Source organism: Amycolatopsis saalfeldensis (assembly GCF_900110575.1).
GTDB lineage: Bacteria > Actinomycetota > Actinomycetes > Mycobacteriales > Pseudonocardiaceae > Amycolatopsis > Amycolatopsis saalfeldensis.
This window is the reverse complement of sequence record NZ_FOEF01000003.1, coordinates 653,690-672,121: the sequence shown is the minus strand read 5'-3', so window position 1 is coordinate 672,121 and position 18,432 is coordinate 653,690. Positions and strand designations below refer to the sequence as shown.

Here is an 18,432-nt window from a genome sequence, read left to right as displayed (position 1 = left end):
TCGGATGCCGGAACGGCCACCCTCACGCACGATGATCGTGGAGTGCCAGCCGAGTCGGGAGGTCCGCGGTCGATGAGTGGTGTGAGGTCCGGTGCCGGAAAGCCCCGGCGGGTCATGCTCGGGCTGCTGGCCATCGTGCTGCTCGCGCTCGGCGTGGCCGCGCCCGGCTCGGTGTCCCCCGCGGCGGCGGCCGGGACGCAGAGCTGCGGGTTCGCCGCCGCGGGCACCGGCACCTACGCGCGGACGCTCTGCTGGTTCGACATGTCCGGCTACAGCGCGTCCGAGGCCACGTCGGCGGCCGGCCAGCGGCTGACGTTCGCGCTGCCCGGCGGTTACCGCCTCGCGGTCACCCTCAAGGTGTCCGGCGGCCCGGTCGCGCCGAACTCGCTGCCCACGTATTCGGCCGCCTACCTGGGCAACTCCGGGCACTACACCGGGGTGCCGGGCAAGCCGGCGCTATACCAGACCGCCAGCAGCACGACCACCGTCGCGGCGCTCACCGACATCGTCGCCACCGACTCGACCGGCGCCGTGGTCAAGGGTTACGGCCTGGTGGGCGCGGACGCCGAATCGACCGACCCGGGCGAATCGATCGAGTGGACCTCGTCTTCCCCGATCGAGTCGCTGACCGCGGACAGCTCCGGGCCGGGCATCGGCAACGCGTGCGGCGGCGGCTACACCGGCATCGGCACCACGACGGTCCGCTGTGTCGGGCGCGCGAACGCCAACAAGACGGGCACCGCGATCCTCTCCGCGGAGGACCCGGCCTCGTTCACCCAGCGCATGGTGGGCGGCGGACGGCAGGCGGTCGGCTTCGGGGTGCTGGTCTCGAGCCTCCAGCTGTCCAAAAAGGTCGTGAACGGCTTCGCCGGCGACTCGTTCGCCGTCTCGGCCGAGTCGTCGAGCGGGACCGTGCTCGGGTCGGCGAACACCCGCGGCGGCGCGTCGGCGACCACCGGCGAGGTCACCGTGCTGGCCGGCGCCCGCGGCGGCACGTACACCATGAAAGAGGGGGCCACCTCGGGGCTGGAGTCCAATTACGACAGATCCTGGTCCTGCACCCGCAACGGCGCCGCGGACGGCAATCTGCCCACCGGCGACGCCGGCGGCTCGGCCCAGGTGCACGTCGGCATCGGCGACTTCGTCTCGTGCACGGTCACCAACACCGCCAAGGCGGCGACGCTGCGGCTGGTGAAGCACGCCGCCGCGCCGTCGGACGTGAACGGCAACGGGATCACCGACGCGGGTGACACGATCGGGTACACCTTCACCGTCACCAACACCGGCGCGCTGACGCTGACCGACATCACCGTGACCGACCCCAAGGCCGGCGCGGTCACCTGCCCCCGGCCGTCGCTCGCCCCGGGTGAATCGCAGACCTGCACCGCCCGGCGGCCCGACGTGATCACCCCGGCGGACCAGGCGAACGGCGCCGTGGTCAACACCGCCACCGCGTCGGGGCTGCCACCGGGCGTGAGCACCAGGGTGACCTCGAACCCGTCGTCCACCCGCACTCCCACCGAGACGCCGAAGCCGGCGCTGACGCTGAAGAAGTCCGCCTCCCCCGACAACCCGGACGCCTACACGGCCGGGCAGCAGATCACCTACTCGTTCCTGGTCACCAACACCGGCAACGTGCCGCTGGACGGGATCGGGGTCGACGAGACCGCGTTCTCCGGCAGCGGCGCCATGACCCCGACGGTCTGCCCGGTCACCACGCTCGCGCCCGGCGCCGCCACCACCTGCACGGCGACGTACGTGCTGACGCAGGAAGACGTGGATTCGGGCCGGCTCGACAACACCGCCACGGCGCACGGCAAGCAGCCCGGCTCGGCCGGCCCGACCACCTCGAATCCGTCCAGTGTGTCGATCCCGACGCCCGCGCACCCGGCGATCACGCTGGCGAAGACGGCGGATCCGACCACCGTCGAGCGCGCCGGCCAGTCCGTGACCTACCGGTTCGCCGTGACCAACACCGGTGACGTGACGCTGAAGGGGGTCGGGGTGAACGAGACCCGGTTCACCGGCTCCGGCCCCGCCCCCGGGGTCAACTGCCCGAACGCGGTGCTCGCGCCGGGCGCGTCCCAGACCTGCCTGGCGATCTACCCGGTCACGCAGGCGGACATCGACGCGGGTTCGATCGAGAACACCGCCGTCGCGCACGGCACGGCGCCGCGCGCGACCGAGCCGACCACTTCGGCGCCTTCCTCGGCGAAGGTGACCGCCACCCGTTCCGCCGCGCTCACGCTGGCCAAATCGGCCGATCCGACCACAGTGGACGGCGCGGGTCAGCCGGTCCGCTACTCGTTCACAGTGACGAACGCCGGCAACGTGACGCTGACCGACGTGACCGTCACCGAAGGGGACTTCAGCGGCAGCGGGACGCTTTCCGCGATCTCCTGCCCGGCGGGCGGCGCAGTGGTGCCGACGCTGGAGCCCGGCCAGACCGTCACCTGCACCGCGGACTACACCGTGACCCAGGCCGATGTCGACGCCGGCCGGATCACCAACAGCGCGACCGCGGCCGGCACCCCGCCCGGGGACCTGCCGCCGGCGACGACCCCGCCCGCGACCGCGGTGGTCACGGCGGGCGGCGGGGCCGCGCTGACGCTGGCCAAGTCGGTCGAACCGGCCACAGTGGACGGTGCCGGGCACGCCGTCGCCTACCGGTTCGTCGTGACCAACACCGGCAACCGCACGCTGACTTCGGTGGCCGTGCGGGAAACCGCGTTCACCGGCACCGGGACGATGTCGGCCATCGGGTGCCCTTCGCGCACGCTGGCGCCCGGCCAGTCCGTCACCTGCACCGCCACGTACACCCTGACCCAGGCCGACGCGGACGCCGGCTCGGTGACCAACACGGCTGAGGCGACCGGCACCCCGCCGCAGGGCGACCCGGTCACCTCCGGCCCGTCGCAGGCGAAGGTGACCGTGCCGGCCAAGCCGGGGCTGTCGCTGGTGAAGTCGGCGGATCCGGCCGACGAGGGGCACTTCCACGCGGGACAGACCGTCACCTATTCGTTCGTGGTGACCAACACGGGCAACCAGACGCTCACCGGCGTGACCGTGCGGGAGACGGCGTTCTCCGGCACCGGGCAGCTCTCGCCGCTGTCCTGCCCGGGCGGCGGCGCCACGGTGGCCGGCCTGGCGCCCGGCGAGCAGGCGGTCTGCACGGCCACCTACGTGCTCAGCCAGTCCGATGTGGACTCAGGACGCGTGACGAACACGGCCGTCGCCACCGGAACCCCGCCCGACGGGGAGCCGCCGACCTCGGATCCGTCCACAGTGGTCGTGCCGACCCCGCCGGACGCCGCGCTGGCGCTGACCAAGAAGGCCGCGCCGGAGACCGTCTCCGCCGCCGGCCAGGACGTCGCGTATTCCTTTGTGGTCACCAACACCGGCAACGTCACGCTCACTTCGGTGACAGTCCGCGAGACCCACTTCACCGGCAGCGGCCCAGCCCCGGCGCCGGTCTGCCCGTCGGCCTCGCTGGCGCCCGGGCAGCGCGTCACCTGCACCGCGACGTACCGCGTCACACAGTCCGATGTGGACGCCGGGTCGATCGACAACACCGCGGTGGCGTCCGGCACCCCGCCGGAAGGCGCCCCGGTCGACTCGAAGCCCGCGAGCGCGACGGTGCGCGCCACCGCGACGGGCGCGCTCGCGATCATGAAGTCGGCCCACCCGCTCGACCTGAACGGCGACGGGCGCATCGGCGCCGGGGACCGGATCACCTGGACGATCACCGTCACGAACACCGGTGAGGCCACCGTCCGCGAGATCAAGGTCGACGACCCGTCCGCGGGCCCGGTGACCTGCCCGGGCACCTCGCTCGCGCCGGGCCAGGCGATGGTCTGCACGGTGGCGCCGCACACCATCACCGCGGCGGACGTGACGGCGGGCCGGGTCCGCAACGTCGCCACCACCACCGGCACCGCCCCCGACGGCAACCCGGTCCCAGGCGGCGAAGCGAGCGTCAGTGTCCCCGTCGTGCCGGCCGCCCCGGTCCCGCCTGGCCCCGGCCCGGCGCCGGCCCCAGGCGAGCCACCGCACCGGCTCCCGAACACCGGCGTGGACGTGGCCTGGCCCCTCTCCCTGGCAGGCCTCCTGCTGCTAGCGGGCCTCGCGCTCTACCTCACCGGCCGACGGCGCCTGAGGTGACGGCTCCGCTGTGGTGCGGCCGCGGTGACGGCTCAGCCACAGCGACCGCGGGGTAGCGCCTCAGCCGCAACGACGCTCGAGGCGACGACTTCGCCGTGGTGCCCCGCGGTGGCAGCTCAGCCGCAACGGCAGCGCCGCAGCGACCCAGCCACAGCGGCCCCCAGCGGCAACGACGCCTAAGGCGACGGCTCCGCGGCGGTACGCTCCGGTGGCAGCTCAGCACAGCGGCGGCGTGGTACCGGCGCGGCGGCAGCGGCGCCTGAGACGACGCTCCGCAGTGGTGCGCCCGCGGTGGCAGCTCAGTCACCGCGGCCGCACCGCAGCGACCCCGCCGCAACCGCGCCTGAGGCAACGGCTCCACCGTGGTACGCCTCCGGTGGCAGCTCAACCACAGCGGCACAGCCACAGCGCGGCACGGCACGGCTCAGCTGCAACGGCGACTGAAGCGACGACTCCGCCGTGGTACGCCTCCGGTGGCAGCTCAACCACAGCGGCACAGCCACAGCGCGGCACGGCAGCGGCTCAGCTGCAACGGCGACTAAGGCGATGACTCCGCCGTGGTGCACCTGCGGTGGCAGCCAAACCACAACGACCGCGGGGTAACGGCTCAGCGGCGGCGGCGCCTGAAGCAACGGCTCTGCAGCAGCGCGCGCGGTAGCGGCCCAGCCGCAGGGACCAGCCGCAGTGGGCGGACCCGGGGCCCGGCTGGAAGCGACCCAGTTCGCGCCAGGGCCAGCGTTCCGGCCGGGCCTCCGCGGTTGCAGGCCCTCGCGAAACAGGGTCGGCTTTCCGGCCGGGCCTCCGCGGTTGCAGGCCCGCGCGAAAACCGACCCGGCGATACCCGGAAGCCCAGCCATTACCGCCGGGGCGCGCGGGTGCGGCGGGGCCAGGCCGCGCACACGCCGACCACGCTCGCGAAGGCGACGAACGTGCCGAGGGAGGCGGCGATCCGCGGGGCGGTCGTCGTCACCACCGTGGCCATCGCGCAGGCGCCGGCGGCGAGCAGGAGGGCCACGCGGAGCGCGGCGGCCCAACGTGACAGGCGGCCGGCCGCCCGGTACAGGAGGCCGTCACGGGTGTCGGGCTTGCGGTGGCGGCCGTGGCCGCGGCCGGCCAGTACCTTCGCCGCCGCGGCGATCATCTCTTCCGGGGTCGCGACGCGGGGGCGCGGGTCCTCGGCGTCGAAGCATTCCGCGACATCGACCCGTTGGGGCGCGCGGATCCCTGGTTCGCGGGGTCTCTCCAGCTGTACAGTCACCAGGTCCTGTTCCTTGTCTTCACGGGCTGGTTATCGGACACCGCGGGGCCCCCTGTTCGCGCAAGGGGCCCCGCCCCATTTCCCGGGCGTTCTCCCTCCCCCGCCTCCGGTGATCTCATCCTGGCGAAGACTCACGGTCACCTCACGTCCTACTGGGAGTGTCGCGCCGAGCGGTGTTCCGGAGTCGCCCAGCGGTTCGAGTGACCTCGTCGACTACTCTTCGCTACCCCGCGGAGCCACCGCGCGACACCGCCGCAATCCTGACTGCCGACGGTCTATCACGATGCCGCGGCACACCCCCAGACCAGTGCAGCCATTGGAATATGCACGTCCATCTGCGCGGTCCGCCGCATCGGCGATCGCGCAGCCCAGCCCTGCCGTGGCTGTCGCGAAGGCCGGAAACGCGCCGTGAGTGCACGGGGCGTAGCCGAAAAGCGAAGTCACCACGGAACTCGCGTCAACCATTCGAGTGACACAGACGGTGACCGCCACGGACGGCACATCGGAGACGTTCACCGCGTCAAGACGGGCGCCGGCGGACTGGAATATTCGACACCGGCTTCAGCTCCCGCGGAATATTCGAAAACACTCGAATGCCGCACGTGTCGGCAGCTGGAAACAATGTGCGACAACGGTGCTCACCGTCCGCGATCATCTGCTGGTAAGAGGCAATTTTACCGATGGTCAACAAGTGCGCCGACCTCCGCCGGCCAGGTCGATTTCCGGTGCCACAGCGGCCTTTCGGGCAGTACCGAAGCCCCCACTCTCTGTTTCACCGGGCTGATCACAGGGATACACTGCACGGACAGATGCACATGCATCGGCATGGGCGAAGCGGGGGCTGGGGTTCGACGCCAACGCTCGTGAGCAGCGCATACCCACCTGAAGGCCGGTCACCGGCAGCCACTCCTTGGAGGCACTGAACGGGTTCACACCAGCAACGGCGGGCGGTCCACCACCCGCCGACCTACCTTTCTTCGCTCGGCTGATCCGAGCGAAAATCGGGATTTCCGACGCACCGGAAGCCCCTTTCACGAAAAAGGCGCGACTCCCTGGCCAGAGAGAGCCGCGCCGACGCTGCACACACTTTCCGACGCTCACACATCGATAGGAGCACAACGAGGCCATGATATACGTCGCCAACTGCAACCAGCCAGGGGAAAACGGGCGACGCACGTCTCCCCGCTCGGCCCGGCCGACCAGCGCGGGCGCGCCACCGGCCGACTCCGGCGAAGATCCACTCGTGCCCAGCCGGGCTCCGGCCACGGGCGGCCGGGCCCGCCACCGCAAGGCGACGGCCCCGTCCTGGCCGGAGCTGCTCGGGGCGATCTTCAGCGATTGGGGCTGGACGCTGCGGGCGGCCTTCATCGCGGGCGAGATCCTCTGCGCCGCACTCGGTGCGCTGGCGCTGGCCACCCGTTGGGTCGCCGCGGGCACCGGCGTCTTCGGCACCGGGGCGGCCGCGCTCGTCGTGACCGCCGTCGTCCGGCGGCGGACCTCGAAATCCTCAGCCGGGAAGGAGTAACCGAACGCCCCGCCCAGACGAGTACGGCAGGCGACCGGCGCGGGTTCAGCCCGCCTCGGTGGCGGCCACGGGCAGGGTGACGCGGACGCACAGGCCGCGTCGGGGCGGGCGGCCACGTTCCTGATCCGGCCGGAAGCAGGCGGACACGGGCCTCAGCCGAACCGCTTGCAGGAACCGTTTCCGCCGTAGCTGTAGTCGGATTGGCAACGAACCGCACAGTAGGGTGGCGTGGTGCCGGAGTCCACGATGGACAGTCCGAGGCCGCAGCCGTCGGCGGCGGAGTGGGTCCGGCCGGCGGCGGAGTGGGTCCGGCCGGCGCCGCGGCTCGGTCAGCTGCGCCACCGTTTCCGGGGCCACCAGCGGGCCGGTGTTGCGCACTTCCAGCACCCCGCCGGGGGTGTGGTGCGGACCCAGACCGTGCCGCCCGCGGTGCTGTACCGCACCGCGTCGGCGAGCAGGCGGGTCAGCAGCAGGACCTCGCCGCGGACCAGGGCGGCCGCAGCTCGGCCTCGAAGGTCAGTTCCGTGCCGGGCCAGCACCTCGTCGACCACTTCGTCGAGGCGGACCGGCGCCGGGCCCGGCACGCCCTGATCACTGCGGGCCAGGAGCAGCAGTCCCTCGATCGGCCGTTCGCTGCGGCGGTTGTCGGCCAGCAGCCGGTCCCGGATCAGCGCCGGCTCCTTCGGGGTGGGGTCGGCCAGGCCGACCTGCAGTGCGGTCCGCTGCACCGCGAGCGGGGTGCGGATCTCGTGGGAGGCGTCGGCGATGAACCGCCGCTGGCTGGTGAAGCCGCCTCGCTCCGGTCGAGCATTTCGTCGATGGTGGCCCCCAGATCGGTGCAGGTTCTGCGAGGACAGCCGCCGCGCGGTGGCGGTGATGCGGCGCAACGACCGCCGACCACCGGTGATTACCGAAATGCCCCCATATCGGGCCGAATGGGTGAACATCTCACCCACCAGTCCAAGATCACCGCTCGCCCCTTGCGCGTGGAATATTCCAGCCCGACTCTGGATGGACGGAATAATCCAATTACCCGCGAGCATCTTGACGAGGGGCGATCATGGAAAGCTACGACCCGAAGACCGCTGCGATCTCGCTCGACGACGCCGCGTGGCAGCGGCCGATTCCCTGCGGGGACAACTCCGGCAACTGCGTCGAGGTCAATCTGGGCCGGCCGGGCCTGGTCGCGGTCCGGGACTCCAAGCTCGGCGAATCACCGGTGCTGCTCTTCACGCCCGAAGAATGGACATCCTTCGTCACGTCCGTTCGCGCCGGCCAGTTCGACTGCTGACCCCGCGACCCGCGACCGGATAATGCTGCAGCCGCGTGCCTCTGTGTCTTACGATGGGGAGTCCTCGATCCCCTGATTGGACGGCGCAATCCGGTGACCTTGCCCTCCGTCGCGACCCAGCAGCGAGAGCTGGGCACGATGATCTCCGCGGCACGGAAGAAGCTGGGCCTGACCCAAGCCGAGTTCGGCAAGCTGGTGGGCTACACCCAGGCCAACATCAGCAAGCTCGAGCACGCCCACCTCGGCATGCAGCCGGACCAGCTGGAGAAGTTCATCCGGACGCTGAAGATCACCGAGGCCGACGCGGCGATCATGCGGGGGCTCAACACGACGGCGAGCATGGCCGGCGTCTGGTCGGGGCGCCGGCTCGTCGCCACTCCCCCGTGGTTCCGGGACATCCTCGGCGCCGAGCAGGAGGCGGCCACCGTGCGGAGCTGGACCGGCGAGCGGATCAGCGGCCAGCTGCAATGCGAGAGCTACATGCTCACCTTGTTCAGCACGGCCGGCCGCAGCAACATCGACGACGCGGTTTACGAGCGCGCGCAACGCGCCCGGGTCTTCGCGCTCCACCCGGACCGGGAGTACGAATTCCTGCTCAGCGAAAGCGCGCTGATGCAACTCACCCGCACCCGCAAACTCGGCCCGTACGTCGTGCTCGACCAGGTCAAGCACATGCTGAACCTGACCGCGAAGCACGCCGGGGTGTCGATCCGGTTCGTGCCGTTCGGCGAATTGCCTTACCTGCCACTGGACCTGACCGTTTTCCGGTTCACCAACGGCGCGAAGGACTTCGCCTACGGTGAAACGCCCCAGGGCATCCAGCAGTCGGAGGACGATAATTTCCAGGCCTCCTACCTCGACCGCTGGGCTTCGCTGAGCAACGCGGCGCTGAGCCGGGAAGAATCCCGGGAACTGCTCGAACACGCCGAACGGGAAATCAACGCCACCCGAATGGCGACCGCCGTCCCCTGATGCAAACCACTACCGTGGAAACCGCCGAACCGAAAAGGAGTCGCACGTGACCGGGATCGACGAGAACCGCTTTCCGCCGCCGGGCATCGATCTCAGCCATCCCAGCGCCGCCCGCATGTACGACTACTACCTCGGCGGCACGACGAATTGGGAGATCGACCGCCAGTTCGCCGACCGGCTCCTCGGCCAGTACCCCATTATCCGGCCCATCTGCCAGGCGAACCGGATGTTCCTGCACCGCGTCGTGCGGTACCTGGTCGGCCAGGGCGTCCGGCAGTTCGTCGACATCGGTTCCGGCGTGCCCACCATGGGCCACGCGCACGAGGTGGCCGAGGACCTCGCGCCGGGCGAAGTCAAGGTCGTCTACGTCGACCACGAACCGGTGGCCGTGGCCCATTCGCGCAGTCTCCTCCGGGAGCACGGCGATCCCGAGCGGCACACCGTGATCCAGGGCGACATGCGCGATCCCGACGGGCTGTGGGCGCAGATCCGGGACACCGGGATCATCGACCTCGACCAGCCGGTCGCCTTGCTGCTGATCGCGGTCCTGCACTTCCAGCAACCGCCCGCCCCTGATTCGGGAAGCACCGAAGACCTCGGGCCGAGTCTCGTCGCGCGCTACCGCGATCTGGTTGTGCCCGGCTCGTATCTGGCCCTGTCGCACGGCACTGAGGATGGCGTACCCCCGGAGATCAAGAAGCTGCTCACCGAGCTGAAGGCGGCCTACGACGCCTCGTCCAGCCCCGTCGTCTACCGCGACCGGGAGGAGGTCGCCCGGCTCTTCGGTGACTTCACCCTCGTTGATCCCGGAGTGGCCTGGACTGTGGACTGGCACCCTGAGCAGGCCGGTGACAACGAGGTGAAGGTGAACTTCGAGTCCGCCAGCGAATCCACGGTCCTGGCCGGCGCCGCCCGGAAATGAGCCCGTTGGTCCTGCCGTCGCCCGCACCGTCGTTCGGGAACGTGCGGCTCCGGGCTTTCACGGAACGCGACGTCGACATGCTCCGGGATCTCGCGACCGATCCGTACGTGCCGACGATCGGCTCGCTGCCGGGCCGCGCCGGCCGTGCGGACGCTCTGTCCTATATGGAGCGACAGGCCACCCGGCTCGTTACCGGCGCCGGGTATTCCTGGTGTGTGGCGCACCGGGACACCGACGAGGCGCTCGGGACGGCGGGCCTGCACCTCGCGCCGATCGCCGCGGGGCGCGCGACCGCGGGGTACGCCGTCGCGCCCCGCAGTCGCGCGCGAGGGGTGGCGGGGCAGGCGCTCACGGCGTTGACCGGTTTCGCCTGGTCGCTCCCGGAGCTGCACCGGATCGAGCTGTACATCGAGCCCTGGAACGTCGCGTCCCAGCGCGCCGCGGGGCGCGCGGGGTACGAGCGCGAAGGCTTGCTGCGCAGCCATCAGGAGATCAACGGCCGGCGGGTCGACATGATCCTGTACGCCGCGATCAGGCCCGCGCCGGGCTGAACCAGGTCAGAAGATCGCGATCGGGTTGACCGGGACGCCGGTCAGGCCGTGGATGCGCGGCGGGGCGGCGCTGAGCAGGAAGCTGTAGCGGCCGAGTTCGGCGCAGACCGCGGCGAGTTCCTCCACCTGCGCCGCGTCCAGCAGCGGCATGCCCATGCGCGCCAAGGCAACCGTGTGCAGGGGCGACGGCGCGCCCGGCACCTGCGGCGGGTGGGCGTCGCCGATATCGCCGACGTACAGCGAAACCCCGCGGCGGTGCATCCACCGGACGCTGTCCACCGACAAGCCCGGGATGGGCTGGTTGAGCCGCAGCAGCTGACCGCCGCGGATGACCATGGCGTCGCCGGACTCCAGGCGGACGCCCTCGCGCTCCTCCGCCGCTTCGAGGTCTTCCGGTGACACCACGTGGTCGGTGGGCAGCGGGCCGTCGGCGGCGAGGTCCAGCAGCACGCCCCGTGTGACGATGCCGGACGCGAAGCCGGCCGTGGACCCGAACCGGACGCCGATCGGCGTCACGCACTCCGCCAGCGGGCGGCCCGGGTAGGCCTTGCCCTCGAAAGTCTGGTGCGCCAACGCGTCCAGGTGCGTGGAGCGCGGGTGGTGGTTGGTCACCAGCATCAAGTCAGCGCTCGCCTGCACGGTGCCGGTGTGGGAGATCATCTGGAAGACCGGCGACCCCTCGGTCGTCTCCGGCGCGAACGGGCCGCCGAGCAGCGTCACCGGTTCGATCGGCTGCGCCAGTGACACGGACTGTCCGGTTCGGACCTCCGCGGCGGCCCGCGCGCGGACTTCGCCGGTGATCAGGTTGAGTGTGCCGCGTTCGTCATCGTCGCCCCAGCGGCCCCAGTTGCTGGGCAGATCGGTGGGCATGGAGGCATCTTCTTGTCCCATGATCCCAACCTACTCCCGGCGTCAGAACTCGTAGTCCCAGTCGACTTCCCAGAGCAGCACGGAACCGTCCGACATGCCGGAGACCACGTGGTGCCCGCTCGGGGTCATCGCCGCCGAAGCGACGTACGTGGTCTTCACCTGGTGCAGGCAGCGGCCCTCGGCCAGGTCCCACCAGCGCAACGTCGTGTCCTCGCCGCCGGACAGCGCGTGGCGGCCGTCCGCGGTGATCGCGACCGAGTTGAGCTGAGCCGTGTGCCGCCCCGGCAGCTCCCGGCCCTCGCCGGTGGCCAGGTCCCAGGCGAAGACCGCGCCGGTGGTGCTGCCGGACACGGCGTGCCGGCCGTCCGGGGTCACCGCGACCGCGTTCACCCCGCCACTGTCCGGAGTGGACGTACGCAGGCACTGCCCGGTGGTCAGGTCCCAGTACCGCAGGGTGTGGTCCGCGCCGCCGGACAACGCGTGCCGGCCGTCGGCGGTGACGGCCACGGCGTTGAGGTGGGCTTCGTGGCCGGCCAGAGTGCGCACGCAGCGGCCGCCGGCCAGGTCCCACCAGCGCAGGAGACGGTCCGTGCCCGCGGACACGGCCCGGCGGCCGTCGGGGGTGATGGCCACCGCGAAGGTCATCCCCTCCTCGGTGCCGAGCGGCAGCGCGGCCCGGCGTTTCCCGCTGTTCAGGTCCCACCAGTGCACCTTCCGGTCGCTGACGGAGACCGCGTGCCTGCCGTCGGGGGTCACCGCGGCGGTGAACGCGAAGCCGTCGCCGGCGTCGAGGGTGTGCAGGCAGTCGCCGGTGGTCAGGTCCCACCAGCGCAGGCGGGTGTCCGCGGTCGAGCTCAAGGCGCGCCGTCCGTTGGCGGTGATGCCCACCGCCTTCGCGAGGTGGGCGGGCGTTTCGAGCCGGCGGGTCTGGCGGCTGCCGATGACGGCCGTGCGCCGTCCACTGTGGCCGGCCCGGCGCCACAGCTCGCCCAGCTCCGCGTCGTTCTCGAACCCGGCGACCGCCCGCGCCTCACGAAGTTCCCGCGCCGCGGCCCGCGCGTCACCCCGGTCGAGCAACGTCCGCGCGGCGTCGATCCGGCCGTGGAAGCGCCCGGCCAGCGCGCCGAGGTCCACTGTGGACCGTGGACGGCTGTAGCTCCACGGTGCCGCGGGGCCGGGCGCCAGGTCCCACCACCGCACGGTCTGGTCGAAACCGCCCGACAGCGCGGTCTTGCCGTCGGCGGCGACCATCAGCGAGTTGAGCGTGCCGCCGACGTCGACGGTCCACACGCAACGGCCGGTGCTCAGCTCCCACCAGGTCAGCTCGCCGTACTTGTTGCCGACGATCGCGGTGCGCCCGTCCGGGCCGGCGGCGACCGCGAAGACCGTCGTGGCGAGCACATCGAGCACCCGGTGGGGGTAGCTGAGCACCCGCAGGCAACGGCCGGTGGCCAGCTCCCAGTACCGCACCGCGCCGTCGCGCCCGGCCGAGAGGAACCGCGTGCCGCCGGGCAGCGGGGTGAGCACGTAGACCGCGTCGCGATGCCCGGTGAACGTGCGCACCTGCTCGCCGGTGGTGAGGTCCCAGTACCGCACGGTGCCGTCTTCGCCCGCCGAAAGGGCACGGCCGTCGGGCAGCACGACAACGCTGTCGACCCCGCCCTCGTGCCCGCTCAGCTTCCGCAGGCACTGCCCGGTGGTGAGGTCCCACCACCACACGCTGCCCTCCGCGTCACCGGCGAGGGCATTCCGGCCGTCGCCGGAGAGAGCGACGCAGAAGAACGGCACGTCACCGCTGAGCGCGTGCAGGCCGGTCCCCTCGACCAGGTCCCACCAGCGCACCGTGCCGTCCATGGCGCCGGAAAGGGCGAACCGGCCGTCTTCGGACAACGCCACTCCGCAGACCAGGTCGGTGTGGCCGGGCAGGATCCGCAGGCACCGGCCGGTCACCAGGTCCCACCAGCGGACGGTCCGGTCCTCGCCGCCGGAGACGGCGTACCGGCCGTTGGGCCCGATCGCCAGCGGGCAGGTCTTGCCCTCCTGCGCGGGCAGCTCCAGTGTCCGCAGCTTGACGGGCTCGGCGCGGTCGACTGCCTCGAGGGCAGCGGCGACATCGGGGTCGCCGGGCGCGGCTTCGCCGAGTTGCGCCTTGGCCGCCGCGAGGTCACGGCGCTCCAGGTGCACCACGCCGAGCGCGTACGCCAGGCGGTCGCGGGCGGGGTCGGATTCGGGCAGGGAGAAGCGAAACCGCTCCAGCTGCTCGACCAGCTGGAGGTCGGTCAGCTCGCCTTCGCGCCATTGGCCGAGCTTGCTGTTGACCGTGGCGTCCAGGTGCCGCGGGTCGGCTTCCAGCGCTTGGCCCCAGAACCGCCTCGCCTGATCGGTCCGGCCGAGGTCCAGCATGGACAGTGCCTTGTTGTTGAACCCGTCGGCGCGCACGGCCATCGGGCTGGTGGCCGCCCGCGGGTACGGGCGTCCGACGTGCGTGGCGTACGCGGCGGCCAGGCGATTCGCCAGCGCGCCGAGGTCGGCCGGGCGCGCGGCCGGGTCGGGGGTGAAGCACTCCCGGAGCAGGACCGCGACCTCCGCCGGCATCACCGCGGCCCCGCGGGCGAGGTAGTCCTCCAGCGCGGCGCCGGCGAACGCGCCGAGCGTCCAGGTCACCTCGCCGGTGAACAGCTCCAGCACGGTGACCGCCCACGACCAGACATCACCAGGCCGTCCGGCCCGTTGCCCGCGGTACTGCTCAGGCGACGCGTACGCGGGGGTGAGGCCGCGGTGCGTCACCAGGATCGACTCCGGCTCCGCCGCGGCTTCGGCGCCCTCGGACCGCTGCTGGGCCCGGGCCAGCCCGAAGTCGGTGATCTTCACCAGCCCGTCGGCCGTCAGCAAAGCGTTGCCGGGCTTGACATCCTGGTGCACGACTCCGGCCTCGTGCGCGGCCCGCAGTCCCCACGCCAGCTGGATCGCGACGTCGAGGATGCCATCGAGGTCCCGCAGCCGTCCGGCCTCCAGCGCCTCCGCGACCGTGCCGCCGTCGACGAACTCGGCGAAGATCCTCGGCACCCCGCCGAGCACCCGCACGTAGTGGCAGGTGCACACGTGCGGGTGCGGCGGCAGGCCGACCCACACCTCGGCCTCGTCGACGAACGCCTGCACACCGGACAGCCACATCCGCGGCAGCGGGCTCTTCACCGCCAGGTCCAGCCCCCAGTCCAGGTGCCGGACCCGGTGCACCACGCCCATGCCGCCCGCGCCGAGCTTCTCCTCGATCCGGTACGTGCCGAGCACGGTTTCGCCGACGCCCCAGCGGACCCGGCCGGATTCGCCGGAGGGCCGCTCGTCGGGTCCGGTCAGGGTCGGTTCGGCCCGCACGCCGGGACGCGGCGATACCGGGTTGTTCTTTCGCTGCCAGGGCAGGCGCATCCTCGGGTCACCTCACTCGCGGGGTTCGTGGTTCCAGTCGAGCGCCCAGCCGAGCACCGTGCCGTCCCGGCTGCCGGTGACCGCGGACCAGCCGTCCGCGGCGAGGGCGACCACGCAGACCTCGTCTTCGTGCCCGGTCACCACGCGCAGGTTCCGGCCGGACCACAGCTCCCGCACGCGCAGTTCGCGGTCCGCGCCCACGGTGAGGACGTGCTCGCCGTCGGTGGTGACGGCGAGGCCGAGCATCGGTCCCTGGTGGCCCGTCAGTGATTCGATCCCACGGCCCTTCGGCAGCTCCCACCGGGAAAGGTTTCCGCAGTCCTCACCGGACACCACGAGGCCGCCGTCCGGCGTCACGCCGACCGCCCGTGAGCCGCATTTGTGGCTGTGCAAGGATTTGAGGCACTTGCCCGTGCCGAGGTCCCACCACCGCACGGTGGCGTCGGCGCCGCCCGAAACCGCGTGGCGGCCGTCCGGGGCGAGCGCGATCGAGCTGACCGCGCCGGTGTGTCCGGAAAGGACTCGCCGGCACTCCCCCGTGCGCGGGTCCCACCAGCGCAGCGTCTGGTCGGCGCCCGCCGACAGCACCTGGCCCGACGCGGCCACCGCGACCGCGGTCACCTCGTCGGCGTGCCCGGACAGCACCCGTACGCAGGCACCCGTGTTCAGGTCCCAGACGCGCAGGGTGTGCTCGGCACTCGCCGACACCGCCGTGCTCCCGTCCGGCGCGAAGGCGATCGAAGTGACCGTGTCCTGGTGACCGATCAGTTCCTGAAGGCACTCCCCCGTTTCGAAGTCCCACAGGCGAAGCGTGTAGTCCCAGCCCGCGGCCAGCGCCCGCCGGCCGTCCGGGGCGAGCGCGAGCGCGGTGAGCCCCGCCGGGTTCTCGATCGTGCGGACGCGGCGGATGTCCATGAACGCGGTGCGCCGCCGGGCCCGGCCCGTTTCGCGCCACAGCTCCAGCGCCTCGGGGTGCCGCGCGTACCCGGGGATGTCCCGGGCCCGCAGCAGCCGCTCGGTCGCGGCCGGGACCGCCGCGTTCGCCAGCAGGTAACGGATCTGGCTCACCTCGGACCGGAACTCCCGGGCCCGCGATTCGAGTTCGCGCGCGCTGCCGGTGGGGCTGTGGCTCCACGGCGCGGCCACGGCGGCGGCTTGGTCCCAGACCCGGAGCTTGCGGTCGGTGGCGGTGGAGACCACGCGCCGGCCGTCGGCGGACATGGCCGCGCCGAGGACGAGGTACCCGTGCTCGATCGTGCGCAAGCAACGGCCGGTGGCGAGATCCCAGCGACGCACCGTGCGGTCCATGCTCCCGCTGACGCCGAGGCGCCCGTCGGCCGAGATGGCCACCGAGGTGATCGTCGCGACGTGGCCGGTGATCGTGCGCAGGCACTCGCCGGTGCGCAGGTCCCACCAGCGCACCTCACGCCCGCCGTCCGACGAGAGGGCGTACCGGCCGTCGGGGGTGACGGCGACCGAGTAGACGTCGTCGGAGTGGCCGGCGAGCGTGTGCAGCAGACGGCCGGACCGGACCTCACGCCACTGCAGCGAGCCGTGGTTGCCGGCCACCGCGACGTACCGGCTGTCCGAGGTCATCGCGACCGAGATGAGGCCGGTCTTCCCCTCGGTGATCGTGCCCGTCTGCTTACCGCCGGCCAGGTCCCAGCGCAGCACCCGGCCGTCCTCCGCGCAGGAGACGCCGAACCGGCCGTCCGGGCTGATCGCGACGCCGCGCACCCGCTGCCGGTGTCCATTGAGGACTCGAAGGCAGCGCCTGGTGGTCAGGTCCCAGTAGCGCAGGGTGTTGTCGGCGGCGCCGGACAGGGCGAACCGGCCGTCCGGGGTCACCGCGACCGCCCAGATCCCCTCGGTGTGGCCGGTGAGCTTCACGACTTCGCCGCCGTCGAAGTTCCACCAGAGCACCGTGCCGTCCTCCGCGCCCCAGACGGCGTGCCGCCCGTCCGGGGTGAGTGCCACCGCGTACAGCCAGCCGGCCTTGCACCGGGCCGTCAAGGGCGGGTCGGCATCCGGCTCGGACCGCGGCCCGCCGCGCTCGGCGTCGACCAGCCCGGCCAGCCGCGCCACGCGGTCGTCCGGCTGGTGCGCACTGGCCTGGCCCGCCGCGTCCAGCCGGCGCATCAGTTCGTCGTCGGTGATGCGGGCCGTCCGCCACAGCAGGAGCCCGAGGTTGAACGTCGCGTCCGGATGCCGCGGATCGTCGCGCAGGGCCCGTTCCCAGTACTGCTCGGCCTCGGCGTGCTCGCCCGCCAGCGCCAGCGACGCGGCGCGGTTGTTCCACTCGTTCGCCAACGGCTCCGCGGGCCGCGGGGCCTCGCGGGGATACGGGCTGCCGGTCGCCTCGGGGCAGAGCGCGATGAGGCGGTCCGCGAACTCACGGGCGGTCGGCGGGCAGTCGCGGAGCAGGGCCGCGACCGTTTCGGGCATCACCAGGCCGTCGAACAGCTCGGTCACCACGGCGGTCAGCGCGCGCAGGTCCCCACTGTCCTTTGTGGAGGCAAGCGGGCCGGAGACGGTGAGCCGCACGACGCCGTCCTCGGCGCGCACGGCCGTGGCCGTCCGGACGTCGCCGTGGGACCGGCCGGCCTCGTGCACCGCCTGGAGCGCCCAGGCGAGCTGGACGGCCGCGTCGATAACCTCACCCGGGGTGCCGAGCCGCCCGGCCCGCGCCGCCGTCGCGAGGTCCTCGCCAGGGACGTCCTCGGCGACGACCTGCGGGTGACCGTCCACCAGGCGCAGGTAGTACGCGGCACGCAGGTGCGGGTGCGGCGGCAGGTCCAGCCAGGCCCGCGCCCGCGTCAGCAGGGCACGGGCCTCGGCTACGGCTTCCGCGGTGGTCTCGGCTTCGGCCGGCCAGGCGTTCACCGGAGCAGCGCCGGTTTCAGCGCTTTCATCCGGATTACGCGCCGGGCCCCGGCTCTTTCGCCCGAACAGCCGCCAGTCCCTGGACACCCCGGTCCTCCTCACGCTCACCGGCCGGCGCGGCCCGCTCCGCCGCGCGCCCGTCGCCAGACTGCCACTCCCGGGCCGGAGGGGTCCCGGCCCGGCTGGTAGAAGACGCAACCAGGCGTCACCGCGGCGCGTCTACCGATTGGCAGTATCCGGACGAGAGGAAGTACATGGGCGTCATCGCTTGGATCGTGCTGGGCCTGGTGGCCGGCGTGATCGCCAAGGCCCTGATGCCGGGCAAGGACCCCGGCGGCTGCATCATCACCATCCTGCTGGGCATCGGCGGCGCGTTCGTCGGCGGCTGGGTCGGCAAGACCCTGTTCCACGTGCAGCTCGGCACCTTCTTCGACCTGCGGACGTGGGGCCTGGCGGTGCTCGGGGCGCTGATCATCCTGATCGTCTACCGGCTGGCGTTCCACCGGGACCGCCGCCACTGAGCCGAACCTGATCGAGGGGTCCGCCGTCGCGAGGCGCGCCGGCGGACCCCCG

Annotated in this window: 12 protein-coding genes; 7 read left to right on the top strand and 5 right to left on the bottom strand. The window is 72.2% G+C overall.

The window, feature by feature from the left end:
• Window positions 1–72 precede the first annotated feature (72 nt).
• Window positions 73–4,161 carry a CshA/CshB family fibrillar adhesin-related protein gene (locus tag BMY97_RS10680; RefSeq protein WP_091616106.1) on the top strand — a complete coding sequence of 1,363 codons (4,089 nt, stop codon included), beginning with the start codon at window positions 73–75 and terminating at the stop codon, window positions 4,159–4,161.
• 856 nt (window positions 4,162–5,017) lie between these two features.
• Here the strand turns inward: BMY97_RS10680 and BMY97_RS10675 are convergent.
• Window positions 5,018–5,419: a hypothetical protein gene (locus tag BMY97_RS10675; protein ID WP_143086175.1), complete on the bottom strand. Its 402-nt coding sequence runs from the start codon at window positions 5,417–5,419 to the stop codon at window positions 5,018–5,020.
• Between the two features lie 1,243 nt (window positions 5,420–6,662).
• Here BMY97_RS10675 and BMY97_RS10670 point away from each other — a divergent pair.
• Window positions 6,663–6,944, top strand: coding sequence for a hypothetical protein (locus BMY97_RS10670; protein ID WP_091616100.1), 282 nt, complete (start codon window positions 6,663–6,665; stop codon window positions 6,942–6,944).
• A gap of 329 nt (window positions 6,945–7,273) precedes the next feature.
• Here the strand turns inward: BMY97_RS10670 and BMY97_RS10665 are convergent, their stop codons facing one another.
• Complete coding sequence (locus BMY97_RS10665; protein WP_177231265.1) at window positions 7,274–7,831, bottom strand: sensor histidine kinase; 558 nt, start codon at window positions 7,829–7,831, stop codon at window positions 7,274–7,276.
• Window positions 7,832–8,004: 173 nt separating this feature from the next.
• Here BMY97_RS10665 and BMY97_RS10660 point away from each other — a divergent pair, with 173 nt between their 5' ends.
• The 4 genes from BMY97_RS10660 (at window position 8,005) to BMY97_RS10645 (ending at window position 10,680) form a co-directional block, all read left to right on the top strand.
• Complete coding sequence (locus tag BMY97_RS10660) at window positions 8,005–8,235, top strand: DUF397 domain-containing protein (protein ID WP_091616095.1); 231 nt, start codon at window positions 8,005–8,007, stop codon at window positions 8,233–8,235.
• A gap of 93 nt (window positions 8,236–8,328) precedes the next feature.
• Window positions 8,329–9,207 (top strand): helix-turn-helix domain-containing protein, encoded by an 879-nt coding sequence (locus BMY97_RS10655; RefSeq protein ID WP_091616092.1) that lies wholly within the window; start codon window positions 8,329–8,331, stop codon window positions 9,205–9,207.
• A gap of 55 nt (window positions 9,208–9,262) precedes the next feature.
• Entirely contained in the window at window positions 9,263–10,129 is an 867-nt protein-coding gene (locus tag BMY97_RS10650; protein WP_091616336.1) for an SAM-dependent methyltransferase, read from the top strand.
• The gene (locus BMY97_RS10645; RefSeq protein ID WP_091616089.1) at window positions 10,126–10,680 is read left to right on the top strand and encodes a GNAT family N-acetyltransferase; all 555 of its coding nucleotides are present in this window, start codon (window positions 10,126–10,128) and stop codon (window positions 10,678–10,680) included. Before BMY97_RS10650 ends, BMY97_RS10645 begins: the two co-directional genes overlap by 4 nt.
• Before the next feature lie 6 nt (window positions 10,681–10,686).
• Here BMY97_RS10645 and BMY97_RS10640 read toward each other — a convergent pair whose 3' ends face one another.
• From BMY97_RS10640 to BMY97_RS10630, 3 genes are read right to left on the bottom strand one after another with little or no spacing between them, the layout of a single operon-like run.
• The gene (locus BMY97_RS10640; RefSeq protein WP_218156749.1) at window positions 10,687–11,571 is read right to left on the bottom strand and encodes a cyclase family protein; all 885 of its coding nucleotides are present in this window, start codon (window positions 11,569–11,571) and stop codon (window positions 10,687–10,689) included.
• Window positions 11,572–11,592: 21 nt separating this feature from the next.
• Entirely contained in the window at window positions 11,593–14,976 is a 3,384-nt protein-coding gene (locus tag BMY97_RS10635; RefSeq protein WP_091616084.1) for a serine/threonine-protein kinase, read from the bottom strand.
• 12 nt (window positions 14,977–14,988) lie between these two features.
• A complete protein-coding gene (locus tag BMY97_RS10630; protein ID WP_091616081.1) occupies window positions 14,989–17,859 on the bottom strand; it encodes a hypothetical protein in 2,871 nt (956 codons plus the stop codon).
• 254 nt (window positions 17,860–18,113) lie between these two features.
• Between BMY97_RS10630 and BMY97_RS10625 the strand changes: the two genes are divergently transcribed.
• Window positions 18,114–18,380 carry a GlsB/YeaQ/YmgE family stress response membrane protein gene (locus BMY97_RS10625; RefSeq protein WP_091616078.1) on the top strand — a complete coding sequence of 89 codons (267 nt, stop codon included), beginning with the start codon at window positions 18,114–18,116 and terminating at the stop codon, window positions 18,378–18,380.
• Window positions 18,381–18,432 lie beyond the last annotated feature (52 nt).

What these genes read in the sequence shown, in the direction of transcription:
- BMY97_RS10680 (WP_091616106.1), top strand. Translation starts at nt 73, where the DNA reads ATGAGTGGTGTGAGGTCCGGTGCCGGAAAGCCCCGGCGGGTCATGCTC.
- BMY97_RS10660 (WP_091616095.1), top strand. Translation starts at nt 8,005, where the DNA reads ATGGAAAGCTACGACCCGAAGACCGCTGCGATCTCGCTCGACGACGCC.
- BMY97_RS10645 (WP_091616089.1), top strand. Translation starts at nt 10,126, where the DNA reads ATGAGCCCGTTGGTCCTGCCGTCGCCCGCACCGTCGTTCGGGAACGTG.
- BMY97_RS10640 (WP_218156749.1), bottom strand. Translation starts at nt 11,571, where the DNA reads ATGGGACAAGAAGATGCCTCCATGCCCACCGATCTGCCCAGCAACTGG.
- BMY97_RS10635 (WP_091616084.1), bottom strand. Translation starts at nt 14,976, where the DNA reads ATGCGCCTGCCCTGGCAGCGAAAGAACAACCCGGTATCGCCGCGTCCC.
- BMY97_RS10625 (WP_091616078.1), top strand. Translation starts at nt 18,114, where the DNA reads ATGGGCGTCATCGCTTGGATCGTGCTGGGCCTGGTGGCCGGCGTGATC.